Origin of the sequence: Dokdonia sp. Asnod3-C12, from assembly GCF_045063975.1 — a bacterium.
GTDB lineage: Bacteria > Bacteroidota > Bacteroidia > Flavobacteriales > Flavobacteriaceae > Dokdonia.
The window spans coordinates 2,522,922-2,544,809 of record NZ_JBEFNY010000003.1; the positions used below are offsets into that span (position 1 = coordinate 2,522,922).

16 protein-coding genes are annotated in these 21,888 nt (G+C 37.2%); all 16 read left to right on the forward strand.

Going from position 1 to position 21,888, the window contains the following annotated elements:
- Positions 1-75: 75 nt before the first annotated feature.
- A complete protein-coding gene (locus ACJJVW_RS11415; protein ID WP_405251976.1) occupies positions 76-1,482 on the forward strand; it encodes a vanadium-dependent haloperoxidase in 1,407 nt (468 codons plus the stop codon).
- Positions 1,483-1,713: 231 nt separating this feature from the next.
- A complete protein-coding gene (locus ACJJVW_RS11420; RefSeq protein WP_298326127.1) occupies positions 1,714-2,229 on the forward strand; it encodes a DUF3124 domain-containing protein in 516 nt (171 codons plus the stop codon).
- Between the two features lie 39 nt (positions 2,230-2,268).
- Positions 2,269-3,345 carry a sensor histidine kinase gene (locus ACJJVW_RS11425; protein WP_405251979.1) on the forward strand — a complete coding sequence of 359 codons (1,077 nt, stop codon included), beginning with the start codon at positions 2,269-2,271 and terminating at the stop codon, positions 3,343-3,345.
- A 6-nt stretch (positions 3,346-3,351) separates the two neighbouring features.
- On the forward strand, positions 3,352-4,692 hold the full coding sequence (locus ACJJVW_RS11430; protein WP_405251981.1) for a sigma-54-dependent transcriptional regulator: 1,341 nt from the start codon (positions 3,352-3,354) through the stop codon (positions 4,690-4,692).
- Between the two features lie 482 nt (positions 4,693-5,174).
- Complete coding sequence (locus tag ACJJVW_RS11435; protein WP_298326118.1) at positions 5,175-6,473, forward strand: Glu/Leu/Phe/Val dehydrogenase; 1,299 nt, start codon at positions 5,175-5,177, stop codon at positions 6,471-6,473.
- Between the two features lie 26 nt (positions 6,474-6,499).
- A complete protein-coding gene (locus tag ACJJVW_RS11440) occupies positions 6,500-6,919 on the forward strand; it encodes a GreA/GreB family elongation factor (protein ID WP_405251983.1) in 420 nt (139 codons plus the stop codon).
- Positions 6,920-6,930: 11 nt separating this feature from the next.
- Positions 6,931-7,356 carry a hypothetical protein gene (locus ACJJVW_RS11445; protein ID WP_405251985.1) on the forward strand — a complete coding sequence of 142 codons (426 nt, stop codon included), beginning with the start codon at positions 6,931-6,933 and terminating at the stop codon, positions 7,354-7,356.
- 19 nt (positions 7,357-7,375) lie between these two features.
- Positions 7,376-7,765, forward strand: a complete 390-nt coding sequence (locus ACJJVW_RS11450; protein WP_339847169.1) for a hypothetical protein — start codon at positions 7,376-7,378, stop codon at positions 7,763-7,765.
- 10 nt (positions 7,766-7,775) lie between these two features.
- A complete protein-coding gene (locus tag ACJJVW_RS11455) occupies positions 7,776-8,618 on the forward strand; it encodes a hypothetical protein (protein WP_405251988.1) in 843 nt (280 codons plus the stop codon).
- A gap of 437 nt (positions 8,619-9,055) precedes the next feature.
- A complete protein-coding gene (locus ACJJVW_RS11460; protein ID WP_405251990.1) occupies positions 9,056-11,359 on the forward strand; it encodes a chondroitinase-B domain-containing protein in 2,304 nt (767 codons plus the stop codon).
- A complete protein-coding gene (locus ACJJVW_RS11465; protein ID WP_405251993.1) occupies positions 11,359-13,593 on the forward strand; it encodes a heparinase II/III family protein in 2,235 nt (744 codons plus the stop codon). The genes ACJJVW_RS11460 and ACJJVW_RS11465 overlap by 1 nt, the downstream gene beginning before the upstream one ends.
- 6 nt (positions 13,594-13,599) lie before the next feature.
- On the forward strand, positions 13,600-15,897 hold the full coding sequence (locus ACJJVW_RS11470) for an alginate lyase family protein (RefSeq protein ID WP_405251997.1): 2,298 nt from the start codon (positions 13,600-13,602) through the stop codon (positions 15,895-15,897).
- A gap of 4 nt (positions 15,898-15,901) precedes the next feature.
- Complete coding sequence (locus ACJJVW_RS11475) at positions 15,902-16,249, forward strand: cupin domain-containing protein (protein ID WP_013749808.1); 348 nt, start codon at positions 15,902-15,904, stop codon at positions 16,247-16,249.
- A 265-nt stretch (positions 16,250-16,514) separates the two neighbouring features.
- A complete protein-coding gene (locus ACJJVW_RS11480) occupies positions 16,515-19,583 on the forward strand; it encodes a SusC/RagA family TonB-linked outer membrane protein (RefSeq protein ID WP_405251999.1) in 3,069 nt (1,022 codons plus the stop codon).
- A gap of 17 nt (positions 19,584-19,600) precedes the next feature.
- Complete coding sequence (locus tag ACJJVW_RS11485) at positions 19,601-21,034, forward strand: RagB/SusD family nutrient uptake outer membrane protein (RefSeq protein ID WP_405252001.1); 1,434 nt, start codon at positions 19,601-19,603, stop codon at positions 21,032-21,034.
- Between the two features lie 16 nt (positions 21,035-21,050).
- Positions 21,051-21,887: a PKD domain-containing protein gene (locus ACJJVW_RS11490; protein ID WP_405252003.1), complete on the forward strand. Its 837-nt coding sequence runs from the start codon at positions 21,051-21,053 to the stop codon at positions 21,885-21,887.
- Position 21,888 lies beyond the last annotated feature (1 nt).

Consider the following 21,888-nt stretch of genomic DNA (forward strand, 5'->3'; position numbering starts at 1 on the left):
ATAAACCTATTAATAGTATTTTACAGGTAATTTTTTAATTGTTATCTCTTTATTAAACTACTTAAGTAATTCATTATGAGAATCCCACATATATATACGTTAGTACTAGGACTCCTTGTTGTAGTCCTATTTCAATCTTGTCAAGATGATGTAGATGATGTGGGTCTCAATCAAAACTTAGAAGTGTCTGATATTATTGATACTTCAATAATCGTTACAGACCCAGCCACACAGCTCATCACAGATTGGAATACACTATGGTTAGAAATAGACCGGTATGCTTATGGGATGAGACCTGTCGCAACTGCCAGATCTTTAGCTTATATACATCTCGCGGCTTATGAAGTAGCGGTTGCAGATGTAGGTGGCAACCAGTCTAACGTAAATAATCTTGATGGATTTGCTATTAATTTTAATGAGCGTCCAGATAATTTAGACATCAAAGTAGCTTTGAATACTTGCTATGCACTAGTTTTTGATCATTTCATGTATAATGTGCAAGGTGATATAGATGTGAAAATTGGCCAACATAAAAATGCCCAAGAAATCAGACTTCAAGAAGGTTTAAGTGCAGATGTAATTACAAAATCTATAGCCTGGGGAACCTACGTTGCAGAACGAGTAATTGCATACAGTCAAACTGATACTGCTGCAGAATCTCAAATAATAGAACCACAACCCTATGCTTATGAACCTCCTGCAGGTGAAGGCTATTGGACGTACAGTGCAGATGAGGAGCGAGCTTGGTTTCCTTATTGGGGTACCGCAAGAACGTTTGTAATATCATCAGAAGAGACATCGAGTGTGCCGCCAGCAATTAATTATAGCACTAATGTAGATAGCGACTTTTATAACGAGATGATGGAAGTGTATACCATCAACAACGCAGCTAGAGAAGAAGATAATGATGACCTATGGGTAGCAGAGTTCTGGTCTGATGATGTAGAAGGTCTTATGATGAGTCCTCCTGGTCGCCAAGTATCAATTGCAAATCAGTTGATAGATCAAATGGATGTGAGTTATGAGCAATCACTTATGATGCTTTTAAAGTTAGGCTTTTCATTGAACGATGCTGCTGTTTCCACATGGGCAGATAAGTATGAGTATATGGTCATGCGCCCTAGCGTCTATATCCAGGCGCATATTGACCCATTATATCAAACCAATTTATATAGGTTTATTAATTGGCCTAATCCGTCATTTCCAGGGTATCCTTCGGGTCATTCTGCATTTTCTTCGGCGGCAGCTGGGGTATTTATCAATGAGTTTGGAAACACTATGATTTTTATAGACAAAACGCACGAAGGTAGAACCGAGTTTAGAGGAGCGCCTAGACAATATAATTCGCTTTCAGAAATGGCTCAAGAAAGTGCTTTCTCTAGACTTCCACTAGGAGTACATGTGAGAATGGATTGCACAGAAGGATTACGTCTGGGTTATGAAGTATCTGATGCCGTAAATGCTTATAACCTTACTGAGTAGTTGTTACGCTTTCGCGAAAGCGTGATATAATGATTAATTACTGTGATCTTCTTGAGATTGTGAGGTGCTACGGTGAATTTATTTAGAAACAAATCTAGATGTAGATTTTCGAAAGATTCCCTCTAAAACACGAGATACAAACACCACACACTAATTTAAACCCAGAAATTTGATATCTTGTAGTACGTATCTGTTATAGTATGTACACCTTAAATATATCTCGACCCTATTATGAAATATTTACTTCCTTTTGTCTTAGTATATCTATTACTTCTTTCATGTGAGGAGCCAAAGCCACTTAGTTCTGTAGATCCAGTAAATTGGGAGAAACGAACAGTGAAGGGGGCGATAAATGATTCACTAGAGTCGGGGAGTACTTTTTTGTCTATTTACTCGCAAATTTACTTACGCACAGAAAATGATCAGGCAGATTTAACGGCGACCATAAGTTTGCATAATCCTAATCGAGAAGCGCAGGTGTTTGTTGACAAGGCAGTGTACTATAACACCTATGGCAAGCCAATACGTGTGTATTTTGACAAAACCATTTTTATCAAGCCTATGGAGACCGTTCAGATTGTTATAGACGGTGTGGATAAAGAAGGAGGAACAGGCGCAAACTTTATCTTCGACTGGAAAATACAGCCTGATACTAATGAGCCTATCATTGAGGCGATTATGATAAGTACCTACGGCCAGCAAGGAATTTCTTTTGTGACTACAGGTAAAAAGCTGTTGCGTTCATAGAGATAGTAGCTACCTGTAAATAATTGAAATGCATTAAGTATGGCAACTACAGAAGACGAACTTAAAGAAAGGATTAAAGAGCTCACCTGCCTTTATGAAGTGTCCTCTATTATTGTACATGCAGATGTAGATCAAATGCAAGAAACGCTCAATGCTATTGCATTTAGCTTAAAGAAAGGCTTTCAATATCCTAGCAACACAGAGATTTCTATTGAGACCTCATTATGGTCCACAATTACAGAGCGTACGAATGAAGCTATCTGTTTAGAAGCGCCTATTCAAGTATTTAATAAGCCTAATGGGATGATTACTGCCTACCTGATAGGTAAGAGCTCTTTTTTAAAGGAAGAAAAACAATTATTGGATAGTGTCGCTCAGAAAATAGGAAACCTACTAGAGCGTATAGAAATACAGCAAAATGAAACCTCACTTAAGAGGCAGATGGAACGTGCAGATCGTCTGGGTATTCTAGGTGAGATTACTGCGGGAATTGCACATGAACTCAACACGCCACTAGCCAATATTTTAGGATTTGCAGAGCTTTTAAAAGAAGATATAGCGAGTAATGAAAGCGTAACAGAAGATCTTGATAAGATTATAAAGAATGCTATTTTCTCCCGTGAGGTTGTAAAAAAGTTAATGTTTTTTGCCTGTGAGATGCCGCAAGAAATGCAAGCGCTTAATATGGTGCCTAGTATTAAAGGTGCCGTAGCATTACTAGAAGCTGCGTTTAAAAAAGCAAAGGTTAATTATCTGATAGACATTGATGATCAAGAACTATGGCTTAAAGCAGATACGATTCAAATCACTCAGATTATCTTTAATCTAATCATAAATGCTATTTATTTTTCGCCAGAAAACGGACTTGTAACAATAACGGCATCGCAATCTGATCGATCTATTATTTTAAAAATTAAAGACGAAGGCGTAGGATTATCTAGTGAGGTGCTAGATAAAGTGTTTCAGCCTTTTTTTACAACAAAACCTACGGGTGATGGCTCTGGGCTGGGTCTTAGTGTGGTACATGGTATTGTAGCGAGTCACAAGGGAACTATTACAGCTAGAAATAATAAAGACAAAGGCGCTACATTTACCGTAATGCTACCTAGATTTTAAGACGCTATGCAACTCAATAAAGAGAACATATTAATAGTAGATGATGATATCAACATCTTAGAGCTGTTGCAGCGTCACTTGCAATCATGGAACTATCATACCTATAAGGCAGTGTCTGTAAAAGAGGCAGTTCAAATACTACGTGATACACATATAGATTTACTTATTACAGATCTCAAAATGCCAGAGATAGATGGCACAGAACTCATTAATTTTGTGTCTGAGCATTACCCACAGTTGCCTAAACTTATAGTGACTGGTTATCCCTCTGTCCAAGATTCCCTCGCTGCGATAAAGTCTGGAGTTGTAGACTACCTGACCAAGCCTTTTACTAAAATTGAATTAAAAGCGGCCATTAATAAGTCATTCGTAAATGATGACGGAAGTTTAGCTACTAGTCGCAAAGAACATCAGCTTACGAGTAACACACAGCACAAAGCCTATGGTGAGATTATAGGAAACTCTGATAAGATTAATAGTGTTATCCAGATTATAGAGCGTGTAAAGGATAATAAAGCAACCATATTTATCAAAGGTGAGAGTGGTACCGGTAAAGAGCTTGTGGCAAGAGCTATTCATTATCAAGGTAAATTTTCGCGAGCACCGTTTATTGCAGTAAACTGTGGCGGTATCCCAGAAAACTTATTAGAGTCAGAGTTGTTTGGGTATACTAAAGGAGCATTTACAGGAGCCGATAAAAACCGGGATGGCTTTTTTCAAGCAGCAAATGGTGGGACTATTTTTCTCGATGAGATAGGTAACGCATCTACTGCCGTGCAATCACGATTGTTGCGAGTATTGCAAGAGAAGGAAGTGGTGAAAGTAGGCGCTCAAAAACCTGATAAAATAGACGTCCGCGTTATCGCAGCAACCAATAGTGATCTCAAGGAGATGATAAAAAAAGGAACTTTTAGAGAAGACCTCTATTACCGTCTTACCGTGGTTGAGGTTGATGTCGCTCCACTGCGAGAACGTAAGGAGGATATTCCTTTGCTTATTGAAAAGTTTCTTTTTAAGTATGGCGTAGAGTTCAAAGATCGTTTTATAAAAATCACACCAGAAGCAACAGCCATTTTACAACGTTATGACTGGCCTGGTAACATACGCGAACTTGAAAATATCATACAGAGAGCCGTTATTATGTGTGATAAAGTCGTTGAAGTTGCACACCTACCAGAAGCTCTTAAATATGCTATTGATTTTCCTGAGGATGGCTTACTTTCCCTCAAGGAAATGGAGAAAATTCATATAGGGAAAGTGCTGAGTGCTATGGAAAACAATAAAACCAAAGCAGCCCAAATTCTAGGCATAGACCGCAAGACTTTGCGTAGTAAGTTAGAAGATTAATAGGCTCTTTCAAAAGGTGATTTCATACCCATGCTACTGTATGAATATTGCATCCATTTTTCCATAAAATAATATTAATTAGCGATTCATTTTTCCTCAGCTGGGTAATTATTACTCGGCTGTGGTTTCTTGTTACGCTTTCGCGAAAGCGTGAAAACCCTTGTAAACATTGCGTTCTTCTATTTGTGCATCTTTCTGGCACGCGCACTGGCATATAGATTGCCATTATCTTATCAAAGTAAAAGAAGCTTATATCATCTATGTAGGTGACTAGGGCTTCAAATCTTTGTGAAACAATAACAAATAAGAAACAATTTAAAGAGTATTAAAGATGAATTTCAATTCAATGTTAAGCGCTATAGCTCCAAAAAAAGCGGGTAGCAAAAAACCAAAAAGTAAATATATCACAGAGAGATACAAGGAAAGAAGTATTTCAAATCGTCTTTTTAAATAATATATAAATAGCACTAGTGGCTTTGATTATGGAAGTAGTAACTTTAGATAAGAAGAGTAAAAAAGTACCTGTGAGAGGTATGATGGATAATGTGATGGAGCAGTTTAACAGTGCTGCAGATCATATTGAACTTCACCCTAGCATTAGAAAAATCTTGAGCATCACAAACAATGAGATTGTGGTTCATTTTCCAGTAAAAATGGATAATGGAGATGTTGAGATTTTTACAGGATATAGAGTGCAGCACAACAATGCCTTAGGACCTTACAAGGGTGGTTTACGCTATCACCCTACGGTAGATATTGATGCAGCGAGAGCTCTTGCTATGTGGATGACCTGGAAAACATCACTTGCAGGTCTTCCTTATGGTGGTGGTAAAGGTGGTATCCAGCTAGATCCTTCAAAATATTCTCAAACAGAATTAGAGCGTATTACGCGCAGATTTACGTTTGCTCTTGCAGATAATATAGGTCCAGAACATGATATTCCTGCACCAGATGTAAATACAAATAGCCAGACCATGGCATGGATGGCAGATACGTATATGAGTACGCGTCCTCCAGCAGAGCGCACAGCAAACCAGCATGTAGTTACGGGAAAACCAGATGGAAGTGGAGGATTAGAGGGCCGTGATCGTGCAACAGGTTACGGTGTATATCTCACCATTAAATATTGGGCAGAGCGCAATGAGGAGTCTTTAGATAATAAAAAATTTATCGTTCAAGGTTTTGGTAACGTAGGTTACTGGGCTGCACATTTTCTAGAGCAAGAAGGAGCAAAGCTAGTAGCCGTTCAAGATGCTTTTGGCGCTATCGAGAATAAAGAAGGAATTAATGTAGAAGATCTCTTTAATTATAGCAAAGCAAATAATGGAAGTATTGTGGACTTTCCTGAGTCTGCTGTACTAGCACAATATGACTTTTATGCCACAGATTGTGATATCTGTATTCCTGCAGCTTTAGGAAATCAAATTACTAAGGAAAATGCGCCTACTATAAAAGCAAGACTCATTGCCGAAGGTGCAAACGGACCTACCAATGGTGACGGTGAGCGTATACTCTTAGATAGAGGAATCACTATCATTCCTGATATTCTATGTAATTCTGGAGGAGTAATAGGAAGTTATTTTGAGTGGTTACAAAACCGTAACGGAGAGTTATGGCAACTGGATGAGGTGATGGTTAAGCTAGAGAAAAAAATGAGGGAATCATTTAATAAAGTTCATGCTTTTGCTCAGAGTGAATCTATGGATATGAGAACAGCGGCATATTGTATTGCTATAAAGAGAATAGAAAAGGCTTACATACAACGAGGGATTTTTCCTTGATTTTAAATGTATCTAATCACTATAATATGGAATGTAATGGTCTAATATTAGAAAAGAGAGAGTACGTGTTTTTAAATCGCGTACTCAATATCTCGGGATATGTAGATGATTTTGAAACGCAAAAGTCATTGCAGCGGTTGAGTAATGAGCTTAAAAGTGCTCATATAGTAGATGACTGTGACATGCCTTTAAACGTAATACGTTTTAATAGCAAGGTAACAGTATCCTCAGATCGAGGTTGGGAGAAAACACTACAAGTGGTAGTGCCTGCAGATAAAGATGTGACATTAAGTAAGGTCTCTGTGCTCACACCTATGGGATCCGCAATATTTGGGAATAAGGAAGGTGCTATTATAAGTTGGATGTTTCCTACTGGAATGCAAGAGCTCACCATAATAAAGGTCATACAAGATACACTAGAACACACTATGGAAGTTGTTCTTTAAAAAAATATACTATGAAGGAATTAAATATAGAAATATATGCTCATGACAGTGAAGTAGATGTTGCCCATAAAATCAACACGATGGAGCTTCATAACTGGATTAATCACCTTACCTACATACGTAAAGAGCTAGGCAATCTCATACAGTTTTATAATGCACAGCCGGCTCAAAAAAGATTAGAACAAGAATCTACCTCTCAGCGGTTTGAAATGAAGCAAATAGAGAATGATGTAATCTTGGTAGAGCTTCAAAAATTTAAAGTTTCTAGAGATACTATTGCAGAGTGTGAGGATGTTCATTGTGATATGACGTTTATACAAGAACATGAAAAATGTAGAAGGATGTACCTCTTTCACATAGATAAGTACCGTAAACTTAAGGACACTTTTTTTAAAGAGCTTCAAGGAAAAATTTCTCAAGTAGCACAACCTGCATAATGCCAAAAAAACATACTACTTGGATACCATATTATCACATAAAATCGACGCTTATAGAAGGTTGTTTATAGAAAAAGACCTCATTGAATTGAGCCAATGGATAGACGCCATTGAAAGTATTAATCTTGAAATTGATTACCTGCAATTAATAGAGAAAAGACTTATTAAAAATAGCACCCTTTCTGCAATGCTACAGGGTTTTAGAAGGAAAAACACCCTCGTTATGGCTTCATTGTGCAAATATGAGCAAGAATTAAAACGTGAATATGAATACAGTGAAAGAACATATGATGTAGTAAGAGCAAAAGAACACGAGGGGAGAAGAGATTTATATAGCAATCTTATGATTGAATTTAAACAACTAAGGAAGGTTATTTACATAGCGCTCTCTAAATATAAACGCAGCTAAAAATAGAGATATGAAAAAGATATTAATACCTATTTATTTAAATCATCATAACTGTGATGCTATAGATTATGCTGTCAAATTCTTTAAACGAGAAGTGTGTGAATTCTATTTTCTCAATACCTACAATTACAACGTTCAAGGTCTCAATGCAATCCAACTACTACAAGCAGATGAGGATTGGTTTGAACGTCCTAAACTAGAATCGCAAAAGCGCCTAGGGCGCTTGATTAAAAAATACTCTTATAATAGTAGAAATAAGAATCACAGCTTTAATGCAACCTCAGAGTGCACCGGACTTATCTCTGGTATTAAAAAAAACATCACCGAGCTAGCAATTGATATTGTGGTAGTTTCTTGTAAGGATAAATTAAATAGAGATGTTAATATGTACTGTAAAAACACCAGTCTCATCATCGATGAAATAAGAGCATGTCCTATTCTCATAATGCCTAAGGCTACCAAACAAAAAAGAAACCCCGTCTTTGCATTAGTATCAGATTTTAAATCTGAAATATCTGAAGAGGAAATAGAGAGCTGGTATGAAATCGTAAAACTTTCAAATGGTTCGCTCAAGATTGTTGTGAGCAACAGTATGAACGAGATGACTAATCAACAGATAAGTAACCAGACGAAGGTGTGTTATTACTTGAGAACGCTTACTAATAGTTCAGTAGTAGTTGATTATCTAAACACGACATCAGACATCAAGGAGTTTGCAAATACTCATAGCAACCATATCATTAGCTTGATTGATAAAAAGCCAGATTTTCTCCGCAAGTATGGATTAGGTCATTCAACCATCACAAATTTAGGGCCCTTATCTTCAAGTCCTTTGATTGCATTACACCAATAACCATTGAGATGAGCAATCGTAAATTTTATATCATTATAATAATTCTTGGAGCGCTAGTAATTCTACTTCTAAGTAGTATTGTATCTGCACCTATATTTGATTAGAGCTTCATTATACGTAGTTATTTTTTGTCTACTCTTATTTTCCATCATTCGGCTAGTAATACCTTTGAGTGTGGAAATAAGTGATTACTTCCTTGTTTAATTATAATTCAATAAATAATTGTGTAAATAATTGTGAGTATCGTAATTATCTATATATTTGAGATTATAAATTGGTAAACCAGTTTGGATAACCAATTTACGTTAAGCTCAAATTTTAAATTATTACACTCTTAAATAGCAATGTGGCGAGTGTTTGATTTTAGATAATTCTAATATAAGTGTATTGCTTTTTTGCTTTCGCGAAAGCGTACTCTTAATACTCACAACATATTTATGACTCGATATCTCTTTATTCTTCTATGTAGCCTTATTGTCTTTACTTCTTGTAAGGAGCCTATGCCTACATTGTCACAGACAGTCACTACCCCAGAGGAATTAAAAGAAGCAATTAAAGAAGCAGAGCCAGGAGATGTAATAAGTCTTAAAGATGGGGTGTGGAAAGATCTAGCTATAAAGTTTTACGGAGAAGGAACGGAGGCAAATCCTATTACTCTTAAGGCAGAAAATGCTGGGAAAGTAATCTTAGAAGGAAACTCTTCACTTAAACTAGGAGGGAAGCATCTTGTAGTAGAAGGACTTTATTTTAAAAATGGTTATACCACAGAGAATACCATTATACGTTTTAAAATTGATGATGAGAAGATTGCATATCACTCGCAAGTAACAGATTGTGTAATAGAAGATTTTACAAATCCAGATCGCGATAGTAAAAACCACTGGGTCGAATTATGGGGACAGCACAATACATTTGATCATAATTATATTACTGGTAAAACAAATCAAGGTCCTACACTTCGCGTGTTTTTAAAAGGAAATGAAAATGTAAATACCTATCACCAGATTAAGGATAACCACTTTGGACCACGTCCTAGAAAAGGTGGGCCTCGTGCTGAGACTATGCAACTAGGAGACAGCTACACATCTATGACACCGGGTTATGTAAATGTAGAACACAATTATTTTGAGAAGTGTAATGGAGAAGTAGAGATTATCTCAAGTAAGTCTAATTATAATACGTTTAAAAATAATGTCTTTTTTGAGTCAGAAGGTTCGCTAGTGCTTCGTCACGGTAATTATGCGACCATAGATGGTAATGTATTTATAGGCAATGTTGCATCTGAGTTTATAGGAGGTATACGTGTCATAAATACGGGTCATCTTATTGTAAATAACTACTTCTATAACTTAAAAGGAAATGAATTTCGCGCACCGCTCGCAGTAATGAATGGTATTCCTAAGTCCCCGCTTAATCGTTATAATCAGGTTACAGATGTGGTAGTCGCTCACAATTCATTTATAAATACAAAGACGCCTTGGCATTTTGGAGTAGGAGCAAACCTAAGTCAGGCAGAAGTCCTTCCGGCTTCAGAAATACGTTCGGCACGTGCAGAACGTATGATTGTGGCAAATAACTTAGTCTACGGAGATATTGAAACTACAGAAATCATCAAAAATTACGATAGCATCACTGGGGTTACTTTTAAAAATAACATTCTTAACGTAGAAAATAAAAGTGCTTATCAAACAGATGGTTTGTTAACTAAAGAAGTGACATTATCATCACCTACAGAAATCTTTCAATCGCCAGAATCACTAGAGACTGAGATGTATAATGGATTTGACTTTGATAAGATTGAGACTGACATTTTTGGCAATAAAAGAGCGTCCACTAATAAGGTGGGGGCAATTGCAGGTGCTAGTACGGGTGCATCGGCGTTGCTCGACGTAACTAATTACGGGACTTCATGGTTCAACCCACATCTAGAAAAGCAAGCAGGAAAAACGATAAAAGTGTCAACCACAGCAGAGCTTACAGAGGCTGTTGCGACAAGTAATGATGGAGATACTATCGAGCTTAGCGCTGGTAATTATGAGATTAATGAAAAGTACGCTTTCGCGAAAGCGGTAACTCTTCAATCTGCATCTTCAGAAAAACCGGTACTTACATTTAGTAACACTGCCAAAGGTTTTGAGCTAAAACCAAGAGCAAAACTCAAGCTCAAAAACATTTCACTTAAAGGAACGTCAACTACAGATGCTTTTGCAACGCTTGACAAAAACATGGGGCAGTCTTATGAATTATGGCTTGATAATGTAGAAATAGACGGATTTAAAAGTGTGTTAGAAACCAGTAAAGCATCTTTTGCTGATACTATTATGGTTAAAAATAGTGTGATTAAAAATACGCAGCGTGGTATCCAACTTAATAAAGAAGTAAATGATAAAGGAGATTATAATGCAGCTTTTGTATTTATAGAAGATTCTCAGTTTGAAAATGTAGCTAGTGACGTGCTAGATTATTACCGTGGAGGTTATGATGAGTCTACTATAGGTGGAAGCCTTGTGGTTACGGGTAATACATTTACAAAATGTGGTGCTAGTGATAGCGCTAATATATTATTACAGACAAGAGGTATCGTAAATGTTACCCTAGCAAATAACACGTTTAGAAATAATCGTGTGAAGTATGTCGCGGTTCTTTGGGGAGAAAAAGGTCAAGAACCAATAGACAATACAGTGTCTAACTCTGGTGAAATAAAAGTAGTTCAAAATCTGAAACTTAAACTGGTTTACTAATGCAAAAGCCACAACAGTTCCCTTTATTGAAGTGGTGTTTTTGTTTATTTTCACTTGCGCTTTGTTCTCAGCAATTACCATCAGATAAGGTGGTAGCTGTAGAAGACCTTGCTGTTTATCTAAAAAAAGAGATTAAAGATGAACTTGGTGATGACTCACTAGAGGCACTTGCTGCTCATTTTAGAACAGTTTTTCAAGAACGTTACTTTTACGACTGGACAGAGAATGATACTCGTTTTGAGGAGTATAAAACCTTGTATCCAGCGATGGAGGTTTCTCATACTGCTCGTGCTCAAGATCACTTAGATAAATTTGACGCCAGTACGCACTGGAAGTTACCTTTTAATTACAAAAATGATACTCCTATCAATGCATATGGTCTTAGGCACCTAGCGAGACAGCATAAAATGGTGGATATTGCCTTTCTATATCGCTACAAGGATAAAGATGCACAATACATAGATTACTTCACAGGCCAGCTGCAGTCACTCAATGATGCTTTAATAGCAGGTGAATATGAAACTATTCCCGATGGAAACGGAGTTTATGAAGCCTTTAGATCTGGTTACAGAGTTCTCAATTGGCTGCAAATTCATAATGGATTTCTTGGAGAAAAAGCATATTCAGATAAAGAGCAGCTTACTACGGTAGCAACATTGTTGCAACACGCTTCACATTTATATGAAAATAATGCCGAGTTTAAATCTGGTAATCACCAAACGAGAGGATTAAGTGCGCTGGCTATGCTTGCCATTATTTTCAGTGATTTTCAGGATGCAAATTTATGGTATGAAAGAGCGATGAGTATTCTCGAGCAGCACTTGCAGCGCGAGATCAATGAAGATGGTTTCCAGTTTGAACGTACCATTCACTATCATCAAAGCGATATTGATAACTACTTTTATATCTATCAACTCGCTCAAAAAAGCAACAAGAAAGTAAGTGCCATCTGGGAAGAACGGTTAAGATCACTGTTTACTACACTTACTAAAATCGCATTTCCAGACGGATCTGCACCAGTATTATCTGATGATACAGATGCACCTTGGGCAGAGAAAAACGATATTTCTGGGACACTTACCTTGGGGTATCTTTTATTTGATGATCCTGAGATGGGATACTTTGCAAAAAGCACGGTAAAACCTAAGTATTTATGGAATTTAAGTAAGGAACAACTAGGTGCTTTAAAAGAGATTAAAGCTACAGCGCCTCAAGTAGGCTCTTATGGTTTTGAAAATACGGGATACTATATAATGAGAGAAGGCTGGGATGACCAAGATAATATGCTTGTCATAGCTGCGGGACTTGATGCAGATAAGCCTGACCATCAGCATGGAGATATGCTGGGTATTCAAGCAATGGCAAATGGAATGGTAGTATTACCTAACTATCAAGTACGTTACTCGCTAGAAGATCTTGAACTCTTTAAAAATAGTAAGGTAAAGAATGTGGCACTTGTAGATCAAGAGTTACAAGGCAAGCAATACACTTCAAATAAAGGAGGAAGCGGTTTTGGGAAATTTAAAGAACTTCCTACGCCAAAGGTCTTAGGGTGGAGCGCAAATGCTACAGCAGATGTGTTTGTAGGCTCACACAACGGATTTGAAAATGTAGGTGTCAGCTATACTAGACAAGTCATAAATGTTGAGAATGAATTCTGGATTGTAAAAGATAATTTTGAATCAGAGGCTCCACATACTTACAAGCAAGTCTGGCAGGGTCATTATAGTAGTGAGCATAGCCCAGCGCTACTTAGAGCTACTTTTGATAATGGAAGCGGCTTAGATATTTTACAACTACATACCGTAGATAAGGTGGTTACAGACGGTAAACGTGGTAAAGAATGGTCTGTTGTGCAAAAAGCAGCTACAAATAATTTCAGTTTTGTGACGGTGCTTTATCCATTTGACACCTACGATAAGAGAATAGATGAAGATAGCATGGGTAGTATATTTGCCGGTTGGTCAATTAGCCCTACTAGTGATACTCAAAACAATAGTACCACCTTATCTAAGGATGATACTAACATATCATTTGCTACTTCACAATTAACAATAGGCGATGTGATTATTGATTTTTCACAAGAGGTCGATGTGATGACGCAAGTAGAAAACGACCGTTTATACATTACACTGTTAAGTGATAAGCCTACCACTGTTACGATTACCCAAGGAAAACAAAACATATCTCAGCCGCTAGCTCCCGCAGCTCTGCTAGAATATAAATTTAAGTAAGACTTTATGAAATTAATTAGCAGAAATACGGCTCTTGTAGTTGGTATCACACTTTCGACTTTATTCGTTTCTTGTGATGAGCAGGGAACTAGTCAAGACACATCGGTCGCTACTACAAGTGGCGCAAACCCAAATGTAGTACTTACCGCAACTGAGGTTGATGATATTAGAGCTAAGTTAGGAACTGTTCCGTTGTTTGATAATTCGCTAGCTGTAGCAAAACAAGAAGTAGATGCAGCAATGGAAAAAGGGATACAAGTGCCTATCCCAAAGGACATGGCTGGAGGTTATACCCACACACAGCATAAATTAAATTATACCATACTTCATAAGGCAGGGGTGATTTTTCAGCTCACGGGAGAAGAGAAATATGCACAGTATACGAGAGATGTATTAATGAAATATGCAGAGATGTATCCTTCCTTACCTCGTCACCCGCAAGAACGATCATATTCTCGTGGGAAGATATTCTGGCAATGTCTCAATGATGCAAACTGGTTAGTGCATATGAGCCAGGCGTATGACGCCATACGTAGTTGGATACCTGAAGAAGATCGTGAGATTCTCGATACAAAGTTATTTCGTCCTTTTGCAGATTTTCTGTCTGTAGAAACGCCACAATTTTTTAACCGTATTCATAATCATAGCACTTGGGGAACTGTTGCTGTAGGTATGATAGGTTTAGTGATGGATGATGATGAGCTTGTAGATCGAGCATTGTACGGCATTAAAAACGATAGTATTTCGTCAACCGCAATGGATAATGATGGAGGCCTCATAAAGGGGGAAGGGCAAAAAACAGGTTTTCTAGCAAATCTAGATGAACCATTTTCTCCAGATGGTTATTACACAGAAGGACCGTACTATCAGCGATATGCGATGTATCCTTTTTTAGCTTTCGCGAAAGTGTTAGAAACCAAAAAACCAGCACTTAAAATATTTGAATACAACGGTGGAGTCTTAATAAAAGCAGTAGATGCATTACTTAACCTCACCGATGAAGATGGTGAATTTTTCCCTCTTAATGATGGTCAAAAAGGAATGTCTTACAACACAGCTTCCCTAGTGTCTGCAGTGGATATTGCCTATTACTATGGAAATCAAGATGCACGTTTACTTTCGGTAGCGCAGCAGCAAGGACAAGTAGAACTTGATATTACCGGTCTTGCAGTAGCTCAGGCAATTGAGGCGGGTAAAGCAATCCCATTCACAAAAGAATCTGTTTTACTACATGACGGCCCAAAGGGCAATCAAGGTGGTGTTGCCATTTTAAGAGCAAACTATGAGTCTGGCACTACCGCGCTCGTAATGAAGAACGCGAGTCACGGGCTTAGTCATGGGCATTTTGATAAACTCTCTTATTCTCTTTACGAGGATGGGGAGGAGATATTACAGGATTATGGTCTGGCACGTTTTGTAAATGTTGAACAAAAGAATGGTGGCGGTTATCTAAAAGAAAATACGACATGGGCAAAACAGACGATTGCTCATAATACGGTAGTGATTGATGAGACATCACATTTTAAAGGTAGTTTTAAGGAAAGCTCAAAACATCACCCAGAGATTATCACTTTTGATACCAATGATAAAAAACTGCAAGTAGTAAGCGCCACAGAAAATAACGCGTATCCTGGAACGGAGATTACACGCACTATGATGATGGTAACACCAGAAGGTGGTAGCAAGCCATACATTATAGACATTAATCAAATAAAGAGTGACCAAGCGCATCAAATAGACTTGCCATTTTACTATCATGGGCAGGTGATTTATACTGGTTTTGATGTAGAAGCATCGCGAGAATTGCGACCGCTAGGAACTGGAAATGGCTATCAACATATTTGGAAGGAAGCGACTGGTACTCCTAAAGACGCCAGTAGCCAGTTTACATGGCTTAATAATAACAAGTTTTATAGCGTTACCACACTTTCAGACAGTAAGGATACTTTTATTCTTGGACGTGTAGGGGCAAATGATCCATCGTTTAATCTACGTAGAGACCCTATGTTTATACATCGTAAAACTGGAGTAAAAAATGCAGTATACGCTCAAGTAATAGAGTCTCATGGTACATACAATGCGGTTACAGAAAAAGCGCAGGATGCATACGCATCTGTGGCATCTATAAATCAAGAAAAAGCACCAGAAGGATATGTGGCTATAAAAATCACTATGCAATCTGGGGAGGAGCAACTAGTGGTGGTGGTAGATAACGCTTTCGCGAAAGCGCAACACTCCATTACCATATCAAATCAAACATACACCTGGAAGGGTAATTATACTTTAAAACAAATTAAAAACTAAGAATATGAAATCATTTGGAGCAAGTAAAGAATTTATAGAAGGCAACGACATTGAGTGGGAAGTTGTAGGTGAAGGAGTAAAACGTAAAATAATGGGTTATGATGACAAGATCATGCTTGTGAAAGTACATTTTGAGAAAGGCGGAATAGGACCTATGCATGAGCATTATCACTCGCAAGTTACTTACGTAGAAAGTGGATCTTTTGATGTGACTATAAATGGTAAGACAAAAACATTAAAAGGAGGTGATTCTTTTTACATACCACCACATGAATTACATGGAGCAATTTGTACTGAAGCAGGGGTGCTAATTGACGTATTCTCGCCAATAAGAGAAGATTTTATGGAATAGTTAATATTTTAACACTATAATTTTTGTATTAACAGAATATTATACTCATATTTGGTAAACCAATTTGGTTGACCAGTTTGGTAAACCAAAAAAAAGGACAGCTTCGACACCGTCCTCTTTATTATTACTTCTGGTACGAAGTATAAATAAGCTCAGTAAGCTTATCTATTGTAAATGTATGAAATAGCATACAGAATAGAGAGCAGTTAATAGGTTTCTGAGGATTATTTAATAAAACAAATTAATTTAATCTAAATCATTAATTATGAATGTAAAAACTAAGTTTTCCTTAGTCCTTTTTCTTTTGTGCGGTGTTTTACTGTATGGACAGGAAAGTTACTTATTAAAGGGTACTGTTGTTTCTGAGGAAGACAATTCTCCTATTCCTGGAGTGAATGTATCGGTGCTTAATTCTCAAACGGGAGTTTCTACTGATTTTGATGGTAACTACCAGATTTCTGTTACCGCAAACGATATAGTACAGTTTACTTATGTAGGTTTTACGCCACAAGTAGTAACGATAACTGGACAGACTAGAGCAGATATAGTCTTAAAAATTGATGCCGGGACATTAGATGAGGTTGTGGTAATTGGGTATGGGTCTCAATCTAGAACAAAGATCACAGGTGCTGTAGGAAAAGTAAAAAACGAAGATCTTGATCAAATAGCTGTAGGAACCGCAAATGAAGCCTTAGTAGGTCAAGTAGCAGGTCTTAATATACAAGCTACAGAAGGAGAGGCAGGATCAAATTCAACTATCAACATTAGAGGTATTGGGTCAATAGCAGGAGCTAGTGGACCTCTTCTTGTAGTAGATGGTGTTGTACTAGATGCCGAATTTTTAAACACAGTAGATGTAAATGATATTGAATCTGTAGAGGTTCTTAAAGATGCGGCTTCGGCGGCAATCTATGGTTCGCGAGCATCTGGTGGTGTAATAATCATTTCTACAAAACAAGGTAAGGAAGGTAAAACTCGTTTTAGTTACAATACTTTTACTGGTTTTAAAGAAGCTAGACAGAGTGATGATTATGACATAAGTGTAGCAAAGTCACATGCAGAAGAGCTTGCACAAACTGGCGAACTTTCTTTGCGTTCTCAGTATAGAGAGCTTTTAGGTATAGATCAGTCTTGGCAAGATCGCATTTTTGACGGTGGTATTATTGAGAGTCACTCTCTAAGTGCTAGAGGAGGTAGTGAGAAAACAAAATTTAATACATCACTTTCTTATTTACATGATGAAGGTGTACTTCTTACAGATGATTTTAAGAAATATAATTTTAGATTAAAAGTTGACACAGAAGTAAATGACAAATTTTCTTTTGGTGCAAATATAGCTCCGTCTTACACAAACAGAAGACGTTTTGATGGTTCTACACATGATATATTGAGACAACAACCTTGGTTGCCTACGTATCACGATGAAAATTCAATTCAGTATGTGGACAGAGAAAATTTTCCTAATGTACAAATAGGGGATTATGCTAAGGAGCGTCACTTTGACAACTATGATCTTTTTGGAGACGGAAGCGAGTTAGTAGATATAAGTACTACAAGTAATACCAATCCGGCAGCAAAAGTATTAGAAAGACATAGAACAGATGAGCAGTTTAGAATGTACGGTAACTTCTATGGAAAATACAAACTAGCCAAAGGTCTTAGCTTCAAAGCTACTTTAGGTGGGGATTACCAAAACAGAAAGCAAAGACGCTGGCAAGGTGTTGAAGCTAGTCGTAACGGAGCTTCTGCAGCGCAGTTGGATCTTGATACGTTTGATCAAATTCACATTTTAACAGAAGGATTATTATCTTATGATACTTCTTTTGGATCGCATAATATAAGTGCTATTCTTGGAGCATCGGCAGAGAAGTGGGATCGCGAGTATAGTGCTATTGGTGTAAATGGATTTGAAAACGATTTAATACAAACTCTAGGTGGAGGTACATCTGTAATAGAGAATATTTCATATAATACAGAGGAGCGTTTAGTTTCTTTCTTTGGACGTGTTAATTATTCTTTTGAAGATAAATATTTGGCTTCTGCAAGTTTAAGAACAGATGGACATTCATCTTTTGGTGTTAATAATAAGTACGGTTACTTTCCAGCTGTATCTCTTGGTTGGAACCTTGCTAGAGAAGATTTCTTAAGCGAGAGTGATGTAATAAGCGATTTGAAGTTAAGAGCAAGTTACGGTTTTACAGGAAACAAAGATATCAGTCTTGGTAGTGGTGTAATTTCAGATAATATCGAGTTATATCCTTCTTTACAATTATACGGACCTAATTCTGCAATTTTTGGAAACGAAGTTTCTAGTGGATTAGCTCCAATAAACGTTGCAAATCCAGATTTACAATGGGAACGTTCTAGTGAAACAAATGTAGCTGTAGATTTTGGTTTCTTTAATGGTAGAATATCTGGATCGATAGATGCCTACAATAAAGTATCTGATCAATTATTATTAAGTGTGCCTATCTCTACTACAACAGGTTTTAGAGAAGGACTTGCAAATCGTGGAGAGGTTGTTAATAAAGGTATTGAAGTAGAATTGAGAACTCGTAATATTACTAATGAGAAATTCACATGGAGAACTACGATACTAGCATCTACAAATGAAAATGAATTAACTGACTTTGCAGGAGCAAGCGGACTTATCACAAATGTTGATGATAAAAGAGCAGCAGAGTGGATTACACTAGAAGGACAACCTATATCTTCTTTTTACGGTTTTGTAGTAGATAGAGAAGTACCTGTAGAATTTGTAACAGATCCTTACGCAGTTGTAGGAGGAGAAGCTCAGGATGTATACGTTAGAGATTTAAATGGAGATGGATTAATTGATAATGATGATAAAACAATTATAGGAGATCCTTTTCCAGATCTTGTATGGAGTATAGCAAACGATTTCCAAATAGGAGATGTTGATTTTAGCTTCACCTTTCAAGGAAGTTGGGGAGCAGAAGTGCGTAACATAGCAGATCAATATATATTTAATCACTTTAGTAGTCGTGAGGGTACAAACCTTGACGTAGCTACAGATCAGAATTTCTTGCAACAAAAGATTTTTACAGATGCTATCATCTCAGATGCATCATACGTAGCGCTTCGTACACTAAATCTAGGTTACACATTAGACACAGACCTTATAAGTCAAGTAGGTCTTAGTAAAGCTAGGGTGTATGTTTCAGGACAAAACCTGTTATACTTCACAGCAGATGGTTATACAGGATGGAATCCAGAATCGTATCAAAATGAAGGTGCATTAAATGTAGGATACCAGCGTGGAGGAAACCCTATAGCTCGTACCATATCATTAGGATTAAACTTAGAATTTTAAAATTAAAAGACAGAACTATGAAAACATATAAATTTTTAATGATGTTATTAGTTGTTGTGAGCTTTGCATCTTGCGGTGACGATTTTTTAGAGCCTGTACCAACAGCCGTGTTGGTAGGTGATACTTTTCCAACAAATGAGAGTGATCTTGAATCTGTTCTTACTACAGTTTACGATGCGCTACAAGGAGTTAATAGTCTTGAGATTACAGATAATGACCTTAATCATGGGCAGCAAATAGAGTTTTACGTAACAGAAATGTTAAGTGATAACACAAGATCAAAAAGTGGAGAAGGAGAAGCAGGCCAGTTTGATAGCTTCACTGTACAACCTACAAATGGTTTTGTGTTTGATTACTACCGTAGTATGTACAGTGTCATTACAAGAGCAAATCTAGTTCTTGAAAATATTGACCTAGCAATTACAGATGGTGATCGTATGGAGGGAGAAGCTCGTTTTATGAGAGCATTAGCTTATTTTAATCTTGTGCGTTCTTTTGGAGATGTACCATTAATAGACAGACCTATATTAATAGAAGATGTAGAGACACAATTTACACGTGTGCCTTCTAGTGAAATCTATAGCTTTATTGTAGCAGATTTACAATCTGCGGCTTCTAAGTTAGGAAGTACGACTACGGCAAATAGAGCATCAAAAGCAGCTGCTCAAGGAATTTTAGCCAAAGTGTATTTAACACAGGGAAGTAACTATGGAGAAGCTCAAGTACTACTTGAAGAAATTATAGCTAGTGAAGAGTACGCTCTTGAATCTGATTTTAGAGAAGTGTTTTATAACGAAGCAAATGATGAAAACATTTTTACTGTTGGTTATGTAGCGAGTTCTTCTTTAGATAGTCAAAACTTTTCGGCAGAGATGCTCAACGGTGTAGGACGTACTAGTGGAGTAAATTATGTGACAGATGAAGCTATTGCAGCTTTAGATGAATTTGGAGGTGAGAGAGCACAATATTCAAAGCGCGTTGATCCTGGTCAAGCTACACAAACTCAAGTTGTAAAATATTTACCTAATGGTGATGCAAACTTAGGAATTGAGCCTACAAGCTCAGATCCTACAAGTGCAGGTAATGATTGGATTATACTAAGATATTCTGATGTATTACTTATGCACGTCGAGGCTATTCTAGCTGGAGGTGCAGTAACACAATCATCAAATGCTTTAGAATCTTTTCAAGCAGTTAGAAATAGAGCTGGCTTGACTGATATTGTAGAAGAAGTTACATCAGAGCAATTACTAATAGAACGTCGTGTTGAATTAGCTTTTGAAAATCATAGAATCCATGATTTAAAAAGATTTGGAGCAGCACAACAAGTACTAACTGATTTTTCTAATGCCAACGGACATAGCTTTAGCGCTACAGATCTCTTATTACCACTTCCTCAGTTTGAGGTTAACTTGAGTAATGGTCAATTGACGCAAAATCCAGGCTACTAATAATAAAAATAATACTATGAGATATTTTATAACACCAAGAAAATTTGTTTTTCTTTTAATAGGTATGGTTATTTCAGTTTCTTGTGAAAATGAATTAGATCTTCCTGAGGCTGGAAGTCGTGCAGATACAATGCCTCCAGAAGCTAACTTTTCTGCTACAAGAGATGTAAATAACTTTGATATTTATACATTTTCAAACCTTTCAACAAGCGCAACAACATATGCTTGGGATTACGGAGATGGTAATACGTCAACGACAATTGATGGTCAAAATCAATATGCAGCAGAAGGAGTATATACGATTACATTGACAGCTTCAGATGCTTTAGGTATGACAAGTACATTTTCATCAGATATTGAGGTGATTGAGCCAGAAGAACCAGATGCGATTATTCCAGTAATACTAGAAGCTAGTTTTGAAGATAATTCTTTACCAGATGGTACTGGAGATGGACGTGATTCTTGGAGAAACTCTGATTTAGGAGGAGTTATCCAGATCAACACAAGTTCTTCTGTTCCTGATGGAGGGCAAGCAGCAAAATTTCCAAGTGACGGGAGCAGAATTGCATACCAAGAAATTGAGGTGACGCCTAATACAGATTATACTATTACGTACTCTTATAGATTAGAAGGAGCCGGAGGAGAAGCAACTGTTGCTATTTTACCAGGTGGAGGTTATACAGATCTTACCGTAGCACAAGGCGCTGCAATTGCAGAGTTTACAGGATCTGCAGAAGACTACACTCTTACTACACTTAATTTTAACTCTGGGGTAAGCAGCACAGTAAGCATTCTAATCTATAATGCAAGTGTTGAAGCGAGAGTAGATAATTTTACTGCAGCAGTACAATAAA

What these genes read in the sequence shown, in the direction of transcription:
- ACJJVW_RS11415 (WP_405251976.1), top strand. Translation starts at nt 76, where the DNA reads ATGAGAATCCCACATATATATACGTTAGTACTAGGACTCCTTGTTGTA.
- ACJJVW_RS11420 (WP_298326127.1), top strand. Translation starts at nt 1,714, where the DNA reads ATGAAATATTTACTTCCTTTTGTCTTAGTATATCTATTACTTCTTTCA.
- ACJJVW_RS11425 (WP_405251979.1), top strand. Translation starts at nt 2,269, where the DNA reads ATGGCAACTACAGAAGACGAACTTAAAGAAAGGATTAAAGAGCTCACC.
- ACJJVW_RS11430 (WP_405251981.1), top strand. Translation starts at nt 3,352, where the DNA reads ATGCAACTCAATAAAGAGAACATATTAATAGTAGATGATGATATCAAC.
- ACJJVW_RS11435 (WP_298326118.1), top strand. Translation starts at nt 5,175, where the DNA reads ATGGAAGTAGTAACTTTAGATAAGAAGAGTAAAAAAGTACCTGTGAGA.
- ACJJVW_RS11440 (WP_405251983.1), top strand. Translation starts at nt 6,500, where the DNA reads ATGGAATGTAATGGTCTAATATTAGAAAAGAGAGAGTACGTGTTTTTA.
- ACJJVW_RS11445 (WP_405251985.1), top strand. Translation starts at nt 6,931, where the DNA reads ATGAAGGAATTAAATATAGAAATATATGCTCATGACAGTGAAGTAGAT.
- ACJJVW_RS11455 (WP_405251988.1), top strand. Translation starts at nt 7,776, where the DNA reads ATGAAAAAGATATTAATACCTATTTATTTAAATCATCATAACTGTGAT.
- ACJJVW_RS11460 (WP_405251990.1), top strand. Translation starts at nt 9,056, where the DNA reads ATGACTCGATATCTCTTTATTCTTCTATGTAGCCTTATTGTCTTTACT.
- ACJJVW_RS11465 (WP_405251993.1), top strand. Translation starts at nt 11,359, where the DNA reads ATGCAAAAGCCACAACAGTTCCCTTTATTGAAGTGGTGTTTTTGTTTA.
- ACJJVW_RS11470 (WP_405251997.1), top strand. Translation starts at nt 13,600, where the DNA reads ATGAAATTAATTAGCAGAAATACGGCTCTTGTAGTTGGTATCACACTT.
- ACJJVW_RS11475 (WP_013749808.1), top strand. Translation starts at nt 15,902, where the DNA reads ATGAAATCATTTGGAGCAAGTAAAGAATTTATAGAAGGCAACGACATT.
- ACJJVW_RS11480 (WP_405251999.1), top strand. Translation starts at nt 16,515, where the DNA reads ATGAATGTAAAAACTAAGTTTTCCTTAGTCCTTTTTCTTTTGTGCGGT.
- ACJJVW_RS11485 (WP_405252001.1), top strand. Translation starts at nt 19,601, where the DNA reads ATGAAAACATATAAATTTTTAATGATGTTATTAGTTGTTGTGAGCTTT.
- ACJJVW_RS11490 (WP_405252003.1), top strand. Translation starts at nt 21,051, where the DNA reads ATGAGATATTTTATAACACCAAGAAAATTTGTTTTTCTTTTAATAGGT.